Source organism: Streptomyces niphimycinicus, from assembly GCF_018883605.1.
Taxonomy (GTDB): Bacteria; Actinomycetota; Actinomycetes; order Streptomycetales; family Streptomycetaceae; genus Streptomyces; species Streptomyces niphimycinicus.
On the sequence record NZ_JAHLEM010000761.1, the window covers coordinates 1 to 8,950 of the forward strand.

Annotated in this window: 8 protein-coding genes and 2 pseudogenes; all 10 read left to right on the top strand. The window is 73.3% G+C overall.

Annotated elements, in window-relative coordinates:
• The coding region (locus tag KN815_RS42075; protein WP_507229927.1) for a DUF8189 domain-containing protein at positions 1 to 728 on the top strand (728 nt) is incomplete at its 5' end.
• A 117-nt stretch (positions 729 to 845) separates the two neighbouring features.
• A pseudogene (locus KN815_RS42080) lies at positions 846 to 1,253 on the top strand (carbohydrate ABC transporter substrate-binding protein); the annotation flags it as partial.
• 34 nt (positions 1,254 to 1,287) lie between these two features.
• Positions 1,288 to 2,223 (top strand): carbohydrate ABC transporter permease, encoded by a 936-nt coding sequence (locus KN815_RS42085; protein WP_216347046.1) that lies wholly within the window; start codon positions 1,288 to 1,290, stop codon positions 2,221 to 2,223.
• Positions 2,223 to 3,062, top strand: a complete 840-nt coding sequence (locus KN815_RS42090) for a carbohydrate ABC transporter permease (protein ID WP_216347047.1) — start codon at positions 2,223 to 2,225, stop codon at positions 3,060 to 3,062. Before KN815_RS42085 ends, KN815_RS42090 begins: the two co-directional genes overlap by 1 nt.
• Positions 3,059 to 5,149 carry an alpha-galactosidase gene (locus tag KN815_RS42095; protein ID WP_216347048.1) on the top strand — a complete coding sequence of 697 codons (2,091 nt, stop codon included), beginning with the start codon at positions 3,059 to 3,061 and terminating at the stop codon, positions 5,147 to 5,149. The genes KN815_RS42090 and KN815_RS42095 overlap by 4 nt, the downstream gene beginning before the upstream one ends.
• Before the next feature lie 60 nt (positions 5,150 to 5,209).
• Positions 5,210 to 5,980 (top strand): SDR family NAD(P)-dependent oxidoreductase, encoded by a 771-nt coding sequence (locus KN815_RS42100; RefSeq protein ID WP_216347049.1) that lies wholly within the window; start codon positions 5,210 to 5,212, stop codon positions 5,978 to 5,980.
• Positions 5,981 to 6,017: 37 nt separating this feature from the next.
• Complete coding sequence (locus tag KN815_RS42105; protein ID WP_216347050.1) at positions 6,018 to 6,758, top strand: FadR/GntR family transcriptional regulator; 741 nt, start codon at positions 6,018 to 6,020, stop codon at positions 6,756 to 6,758.
• Entirely contained in the window at positions 6,755 to 7,900 is a 1,146-nt protein-coding gene (gene dgoD / locus KN815_RS42110; RefSeq protein WP_216347051.1) for a galactonate dehydratase, read from the top strand. Before KN815_RS42105 ends, dgoD begins: the two co-directional genes overlap by 4 nt.
• On the top strand, positions 7,897 to 8,718 hold the full coding sequence (locus KN815_RS42115) for an aldose epimerase family protein (protein ID WP_216347052.1): 822 nt from the start codon (positions 7,897 to 7,899) through the stop codon (positions 8,716 to 8,718). Before dgoD ends, KN815_RS42115 begins: the two co-directional genes overlap by 4 nt.
• Positions 8,719 to 8,838: 120 nt before the next feature.
• A pseudogene (locus KN815_RS51160) lies at positions 8,839 to 8,950 on the top strand (bifunctional 4-hydroxy-2-oxoglutarate aldolase/2-dehydro-3-deoxy-phosphogluconate aldolase); the annotation flags it as partial.

Below are 8,950 nucleotides of genomic sequence, written 5' to 3' on the forward strand. Positions count from 1 at the left end.
CGGCGCGGATCGGCCCGGCGCGGATCGGCCCGGCGCGGCTCGGCCCGGCGCACGGGAAGATCCTCGGTCAGCCCGCCGCGTATGCCTCGGCGGGCGGGCGGATCGACGTCTTCGTGCGCGGCGCCGACTCCCGGGCGTACCGGCGGGTGTTCGCGGACGGACGCTGGGGCGCCTGGCAGGACCTCGGCGGGAAGCTGACCGACGCGCCCTCCGTCGCCTTCACCGACCCCGGCCACTGGACGCTGTTCGCGCGCGGCGCCGACGGGCGGATCGCGCGGCGGGGGCCGTCGGACGGCTGGTCGTCGCTCGGCGCGCCGGGCGACCGGCCGACGTACGGCAGGCCGTCGGCCGTCGTGGACGGACGGGGGCGGGTCCAGGTGGCCGTGCGCAACTCGGCCGACGAGGTGTGGACGCGGTCGCGGGACGCGTCCGGGCAGTGGTCGGCGTGGAGTTCGCTCGGCGGGACCGTCAGCGGCAGCCCGACGCTGGTCGCCGCGGGCGATGCGGGCGACGCGGGCGACGCGGTGGTGCTGTTCGCGCGGGGCGGCGACTCCACGCTCTGGCAGCAGCGGTACGAGCACGGCGCCTGGCAGGGGTGGAGCAAGCGGCAGGAGTTCCCCAGCGCCGCGTTCGACGGTGCGCTCGGGGCGGTCGCGGGCCAGGACGGTGTGATCGATGCCGTGTGCCGCGGGGTCGATGGGTCGGTGTACCGAACTCAATTCAAATAAATTAGGTATTAATCTTGACGTGGTGCGAGCGCCACGCGAACCTGGATCCGCCGCGAGCGGGGGCCCGGCAGGCAGCGAGCAGCCGGGCCCGCCGAGTGGATCCACAAGGAGCACTCCATGACGAACCAGCACCCCAGCCGACGACTGCTTCTCGCCGGCTTCGGCGCCGCCGGGACCACAGCACTGCTCAGCGGCTGTGTCACCGCCAGTTCCTCCGGCAAGGGCGCCTCCGGGGGCGGCGCGGTGACCCTCCAGTCCAACCTGTCCGCCCCGCAGGCGAAGGCGGCCATGGAGGACCTCGCCGCCGCCTACGCCAAGCAGGGCTCGGGGCGCGCAAGCCTCAACACGGTCGCCGCGGAGACCTTCCGCACCCAGTTGCCGACGTATCTGACCTCGGCCAATCCGCCGGATGTGCTCACCTGGTACCCCGGCTCGGTGGCGGACGCATACGCCAAGAAGAACCTGCTGCTCGACCTCGACGAGGTGTGGGCCTCGCCCGATCTGGGGCGCTACTCCACGGCGCTGGAGCGCGACGCCGACCAGATCTGGCGGGCCTGACGTGGCCGTCCTCACCGTCCCCGAACGCACCTCCCCGGCCCCGCCGCCGCCCCGCGGCCGCCGGACCCGGGGCCCTCGGCGCACTCCCCCGCTGGTGCTCGCCTTCCTCCTGGTCCCGCTGCTCGCCGAGGCCGTCTGGGTCTTCTGGCCCGCGCTCCAGGGCTTCTACCTCGCCCTGACCAACTGGGACGGGGTGTCGGCGCCCGAGTTCGTGGGCCTCGGCAACTTCCGCGAGATGGCCCACGACCAGGTCTTCCGCACCGCCGCCGTCGACACCGTGCTGTGGCTGGTGCTGTTCGGCGGACTGTCCGCGCTCCTCGGCCTCGGCGCGGCCCTCCTCCTCCAGCAGGAGCGCCGCGGGGTCGGCTTCTACCGCGCCGCCCTGTTCCGGCCGGTCGTCTTCTCCCTGGTCGCCACCGCCCTGGTCTGGCAGGCCATCTACCAGCCCGACGGCGTCCTGAACCAGCTCCTGGAAACGGTCGGCCTGGGCAGCCTGCGCCACGCCTGGCTCGCCGACCAGGACACCGCCCTGTACGCGGTGATCGTGCCCGCGCTGTGGCGCCAGGTGGGCTATGTGATGGTGCTGTACCTCGCCGGGCTCAAGGGCATCGACCCGGCCCTGTACGAGGCGGCCAAGGTCGACGGCGCCGGGCCCTGGCAGCGCTTCCGCCATGTGACGCTGCCGCAGTTGCGCGGTGTCAACGCCGTCGTCCTGTCCGTGATCATCATCGACTCGCTGCGCTCCTTCGACGTCGTGTGGTCACTGACCCGGGGCGGTCCCTACCACTCGTCCGAACTGCTGAGCACCTACATGTACTCCACCGCTTTCCAGTCCCTGCGGCTGGGATACGGCTCCGCGCTGGCGGTCGTCATCTTCGTCCTGGCCTTCGGCGTCATCGCCTCCTACCTCGTGCGCGCCTTCCGGGAGGCCGACTGATGTCCGCCACCTCCACCGCCGTGCGCCGCAAGCGCGCCGCGACCGCCGGATTCCATCTGGGCGCCGGTGCGCTGGCCGTCCTGTGGCTGCTGCCGATCGCCCTGGTCCTGGTGACCAGCCTGCGTTCCTTCGACGACATCGCCGTCCATGGCCTGGGCAGTTGGCCCCGCTCCTTCACCCTCGACAACTTCCGTCAGGCATGGGTGGACGGCGGCCAGCAGCGGGCCCTGATCAACAGCCTGGTCGTCACCATTCCGTGCGTGCTGGTGACGCTGGCCCTGGCCGCCATGGCCGCGTTCGCCCTCAGCCGCTACGAGGTGCCCTTCCGCCGCTCCCTGTTGCTGCTCATGCTCGGCGGCAACCTGCTCCCGCCGCAGATCCTGCTCATCCCGGTCTCCAAGCTGAGCGAGCTGATGGGCGTCTACGACACGCTCCCCGCGCTCATCGGGGTGCAGATCGGCTTCGGCGTCGGCTTCTACGTCTTCGTCCTGCACGGCTTCATGCGGGCGATCCCGGTCGAGATCCAGCAGGCCGCGCTCATCGACGGCGCCGGTCCCTGGCAGATCTTCCGGCGGATCATCCTGCCGCTCACCCGCCCGGCGCTGGCCGCGCTGTCCTTCACCTGGATCTTCAACGATCTGCTGTGGGCGATCACCGTGCTGCGCAGCGACAGCAAGATGCCCATCACCGGTGCCCTGATCGGGCTACAGGGCCAGTTCGTGTCGATGTGGAACGTGATCGCGGCCGGGTCCGTCATCGCCGCGGCGCCCACCGTGGCCGTCTTCCTGCGCTTCCAGCGCCACTTCGTGGCCGGGCTCAATCTCGGAGCGGTGAAATGACGTCGTACCGGCGCTGGACCCTGCGCACCGAGCACACCTGCTACGCCGTCCGCCTCTCCCCCGACGGCCCGTGGGCCGAGCTGGACGCGTGGGGGCCGCCCGGTGTCGAGACCGGCCCGTCCGCGCTGGACTGGTCGAGGCGCACCCACTTCATCACGCCCGCCGACGCCGCGCCCGCCGAGTATCTGCCGTACGGGCTGCGGCCGTTCACCGGGGCCGACCTGGTGGCGGGGCGCCCGGGTGCCGAGCGAGGGGTGTGGTGGGAGTTCGAGGGCGCCGAGGAGGGGCCGGGGACCCTGCGGCTCACCTTCACCGACGGCCCGCTCGGTCTGCGTACGGCCCTGTGCTACGCCACGGTGCCCGGCACCGATGTGATCCACCGCTGGACCGAGCTCACCTGCACGGGCGAGGAGGATCTGCGGCTGGAGCGGTTCGACTCGGCCGCCGTGAACGTGCCCGTGACCGCCGGTGCCCGGCTGACGTACCTCACCGGCCAGTGGTCGCAGGAGTTCCAGCGCACCCAACTCACCCTTGCCAGGGGCGCGTTCACCATGGGCAGCAGCCAGGGCGTGCCCGGGCACGCCTACGCGCCCTGGCTCGCGATCCAGGACGCGGCGGACCCCGGGGACCCGCCCGCCTATGGCGTGGCCCTGGAGTGGCCCGGCAACTGGCACATCACCGCGGAGGCCGAACCGGGCGGCACCGTGCGCATACGCTCCGGCCGCGTACCGCACGAGGGCCTGGTGCGGCTGGCACCCGGCGACACTCTCACCACACCGCGCCTCGCCTGCGCGTTCAGCGCCGAAGGGCTCGACGGGCTGTCCCGCGTCTGGCACCGCTACGAGCGCCATCTGACCGGCGAGCGGCTGCACCGCCCCCGCAAGGTGCTCTACAACTCCTGGGAGGCCACCGCCTTCGACGTCGACGCGGCGGCGCAGCTCGAACTGGCGAGGACGGCCGCGGACCTCGGGGCCGAGCTGTTCGTCGTGGACGACGGATGGTTCACCGGCCGCGCCGACGACACCGGCGGGCTGGGCGACTGGTATCCGGACCCGGCGGCCTTCGCGTCCGGCTTCGACCGGTTCGTGGCCGACATACGGGCGCTGGGCCTGGACTTCGGCCTGTGGATCGAGCCGGAGGCCGTCAGCCCCGGCAGCAAGCTGTACGCCGACCACCCCGACTGGGTGTACCGGATCGACGGCCGCCCCGCCCGCCTGGTGCGCCACCAGCTCCTGCTCGACCTGGGCCGGACCGATGTCCAGGACTTCGTCATCGCCACCCTCGACCGGCTGCTGACCGGCCATGACATCAGCTACCTCAAATGGGACATGAACCGGCCGCCGACCGAGCGCGGCCGCCCCGGTGCCGGCCTGGCCGACCGTCTCGACCTGGACGCCCAGCACGTCACCGGCTATCTGCGCGTCCTGGACCATCTGCGCACCGCCCACCCCCGGGTCACCGTCGAGGGGTGCGCGGGCGGCGGCGGGCGGATCGACCACGCGACCCTCGCCCGCACCGACGTGGTCTGGCCCAGTGACAACACCGCGCCCCTGGACCGGCTGGCCATCCAGCACGGCTTCCTGCACGCCCATGCCCCGCATGTGATGAGCTCGTGGGTGACCGACGCCCCCGGCGTCTTCGATCCCCGTCCGCGCAGCCTCGCCTTCCGCTTCGTGGCCGCCATGTGCGGAGTCCTCGGCATCGGCGCCGACCTGCGGAAGTGGGACGCCGGGCAGCGCGCGGAGGCCGCTGGGTGGATCGCCCGCTACAAGGAGGTGCGCGATGTCGTCCACCTCGGCGAGGCCCGGCTGCTGGGCAGCCCGCCGGCCGCCACGTGCGGCGTGCAGTACGACGGCCCGGACGGGCGTACCGTCGTCGCCGCGCTCAGCACCGGCCGCCTGGACGGATCCCCGCTCGTCCCGGGGCGTCCGGCCCGGCTCCGGCTGCGCGGCCTCGACCCGGCCGCCCGCTACCGGGACGCCGCGTCGGCGACCACGTACAGCGGCGCCCATCTGCTCCACTACGGGCTGCCGTTCGCCTGGAGCGCCGACCACGACGCGGAACTGGTGGTGCTGACCCGGCAGTAGAGCGCCGACCGGCCCATGTCCGCCCCCGCCCGCAGTACTGCGAAGGAGCCCGATCCCCCGATGGAACAGCCCCGCCGGTACGGTGACCGCTTCACCGCCCGCACGGCCGTGGTCACCGGAGCCGCCTCCGGCATCGGTGCCGCCACCGCCGAACGCCTCGCCCAGGAGGGCGCCGCCGTCGTGCTCGCCGACATCGCCGAGGAGCGCGGCGCGGCGGTCGCCGCGCGGATCCGCGAGGACGGCGGCCGGGCCCGCTTCGTGGCCGCCGATGTCTCCGCGGAGGAGGACTGGGCGCGGATCGCGGCCGCCGCCCGCGGCTTCGGGCCGGTCGACCTGCTGGTCAGCAATGCCTACAGCGTCGACGTCACCCCCGCCCATGACATGTCCCTGGACTCCTGGCAGCGGCAGCTCTCCGTCAACCTCACGGGCGCCTTCCTCGGATTCAAGGCGGTCCTGGACGATCTGCGCGCCCGCCGCGGAGCCGTCGTCCTGACCTCGTCCGTCCACGCCCACAAGGGCATCCCCGGCCACCCCGCCTACGCGGCCTCCAAGGGGGCGCTGCTGTCGCTGTGCGGGCAGCTCGCCGTCGAGTACGGGCCCGAGGTGCGGGTCAACGCCGTGCTGCCCGGCCCGATCCTGACGGCGGCCTGGGACCGGGTGTCCCCCGAGGACCGCGCGCGCAGCGTCGCCGAAACCGCGGCGGGCCGGTTCGGCACCCCGGAGGAGGTGGCCGCGGCCATCGCCTTCCTGGGCTCCCCTGAGGCCGCCTACATCACCGGTGCGAGTCTTGTCGTGGACGGCGGCTGGAGCGTCGTCAAGTCCTCCGCATGACCACCGCGATCAGCTCGCAGCAGAAAGGCACTACGACATGACGCCCTACGCCCGCCGCGGCGTGCACGGCCAGACCGTGGAGGCCCTCGCCCGCCGCATCCTGGGCGGCCAGATCCCCGAAGGAGCCACCCTGGACCTGACCGCCCTCCAGAGCGAACTGGACGTCAGCCTCACCGCCCTGCGCGAGTCGCTGAAGGTACTGGCCGCCAAGGGGATGGTCGACGCCCGTCAGAAGCGCGGCACCTTCGTACGGAACCGCTCGGACTGGAATCTGCTCGACGCCGACGTGCTGCGCTGGCAGTTCCACAGCGACCGCACCACCGACGCCGACCGCGCACTGCTGCGCAACCTCGCCGAGGTGCGCTCCATCATCGAACCGGCGGCCGTACGCCTGGCCGCCGAGCGGCGCACCGACGCCGACCTCGCCGCCCTGGACGCCGCCGTGGACGCGATGGGCGTGGGCGGCTCGGACGCCGCCCACGCGGTGGAGGCCGACCTCGCCTTCCACCGGGCCCTGCTCGTCGCCACCCACAACGAACTCCTCGAACGCATGGAGATGGTGATCGAGTCGGGCCTCGCCCACCGCGACCGCATCGTGCACAGCTCCCCCCACAGCCAGGACCCCGTACCCGCCCACCGCGCCGTCCTGGACGCCGTGCGCGCCCGGGACCCGCACGCCGCCGAGGCCGCCATGCGGGCCCTGCTCGACCAGGCAGGCCGCGACCTGGACCGGGTCGGCGGCTCCGACAACGACATGGAAAGGCCCTCTGGCCAGTGAAGATCACCCGTATCGAGACCTTCGCCGTGCCGCCGCGCTGGCTGTTCTGCCGCGTCGAGACCGACGACGGCGTGGTCGGCTGGGGCGAGCCCGTCGTCGAGGGGCGCGCCGAGGTGGTCCGCGCCGCCGTCGACGTCCTCGCCGAATACCTGATCGGCAAGGATCCGCTGCGCATCCAGGACCACTGGCAGGTGCTCACCAAGGGCGGCTTCTACCGCGGCGGACCCGTGCTGTCCAGCGCCGTCGCCGGCCTCGACCAGGCCCTGTGGGACATCGCCGGAAAGACCTACGGCGCCCCGGTGCACGCCCTGCTGGGCGGGCCCGTGCGCGACCGGGTCCGGGTGTACGCCTGGGTCGGCGGCGACGAGCCCGCCGAGCTGTCCGAGCAGATCACCGCGCAGGTCGAGGCGGGCTTCACGGCGGTGAAGATGAACGGCGCCGGGGCGACCTCTCCGGTGGCCACCGCGGCCGAGACCGCCGCGGTCGTCGACCGGGTGGCCGCCGCCCGCGAGGTCCTCGGCCCGGACCGCGATGTGGCCGTCGACTTCCACGGACGGTTCACCGCCGCCACCTCCCGCCGCGTCCTGGCCGAACTGGGCCCTTTCCACCCGCTGTTCGTGGAGGAGCCCGTCGTCCCCGAGCACAGCCATCTGCTCCCCGGCCTGGTCGCCTCCACCCCGGTGCCGCTGGCCACCGGTGAACGGCTCTACGGACGCACCGAGTTCCTGCCCGTGCTCGCCGCCGGTATCGCCGTCGCACAGCCCGATCTGTCCCATGCGGGCGGCATCTCCGAGGTGCACCGCATCGCCTCGCTCGCCGAGACCTACGGCGCCCAGCTCGCCCCGCACTGCCCGCTCGGCCCCATCGCGCTGGCGGCCAGCCTCCAGGTCGCGTTCGCGACACCGAACTTCCTGATCCAGGAGCAGAGCCGCGGCATCCACTACAACAAGGACGCCGATCTGCTGTCCTACCTCGTCGACACCGAGCCGTTCCGCTTCGTGGACGGCCATGCGCCCCGCGGGGACGCCCCCGGCCTGGGCATCACCATCGACGAGGCGGCCGTACGCGCGGCCGACCGCACCGGTCACACCTGGCGCAACCCGGTCTGGCGGCACCCCGACGGCTCCTTCGCGGAGTGGTGACAACGGTGCTGGAGATCGTCACCGACCCCGCGCACGGCGGCCGCTGGACCTCGCTGCGCGCCGGGGAACGCGAATGGCTGTGGCACGGCAGGGCGGCGGCCGGACGGGACCAGGTGTCGCCCGGGGACGCCTTCGTGGACGCGGGCGGCCTGGAGGAGTGCGTCCCCACCGTCCGCGGCGCCCCGGACCACGGTGACGCCTGGTCACGTCCCTGGAAGCGGGAGGGGGACACGGAGACCGTCCAGTGCGACTGGTTCACGCTGGCGCGCACGATCCGCGGGACGGCCGACGGCGCGGAGGCCGACTACGTGCTGCACGCCGACCCGGGCTTCCGCTTCGTCTGGGCCGCCCACGCGCTGCTCGATCTGTCCCCGCGGGCGTCCCTGCGCCTGCGGGAGGGGGCACGCGCCCGGCTCTTCCCGGAGGCCGCACCGCTGCTGGACCGGCCCTGGCCGAACGGGGCGCCGTGGGTGGCGGGCGACTGGCCCGCGCCCCTCGGCCTGCCCCTGGACCGGTTCGGACCGGACGACGGCACCGCGGTCGGCGCGGTCGTGGACACCCCGCGCGCCTGCGTCCACGACGGCACGGGCCGCCTGGCCTTCGCGCTCGAGGCCGACGGGCAGCCGCTGTCCATCGCCGTGTGGCGCAACCTCGGCGGTTTTCCCGCCGAACACCCCTACCGCAGCACAGGAGTCGAGCCGATGCTCGGCCGGGTCTTCGACCTCGCCGACGCGGGCCCCGGCGACGCCGCGCGCGTGCCCGCCTCCGGCGAGGTGCGCTGGCGGCTCACGCTCGGCGCGGCCTGCCGCTGCCACTGAATCCGCCCGTCCCGTCTGTTCCACCTGTTCCATCTGTTCCGCCTGTTCCGCCTGTTCCGCCTGTTCCGCCTGTTCCGCCTGTTCCGCCTGTTTCTACGAGGAGTTCGAGGAGTTCCCCCTGTGGACCTGCGAGCCGCCCTGGCCGCCCATCGGCTGGTCGCCGTCGTGCGCGGCGACGACCCCGAGGCCGCGCTGCGCACCGTACTGGCCCTGGCCGACGAGGGCATCGAGC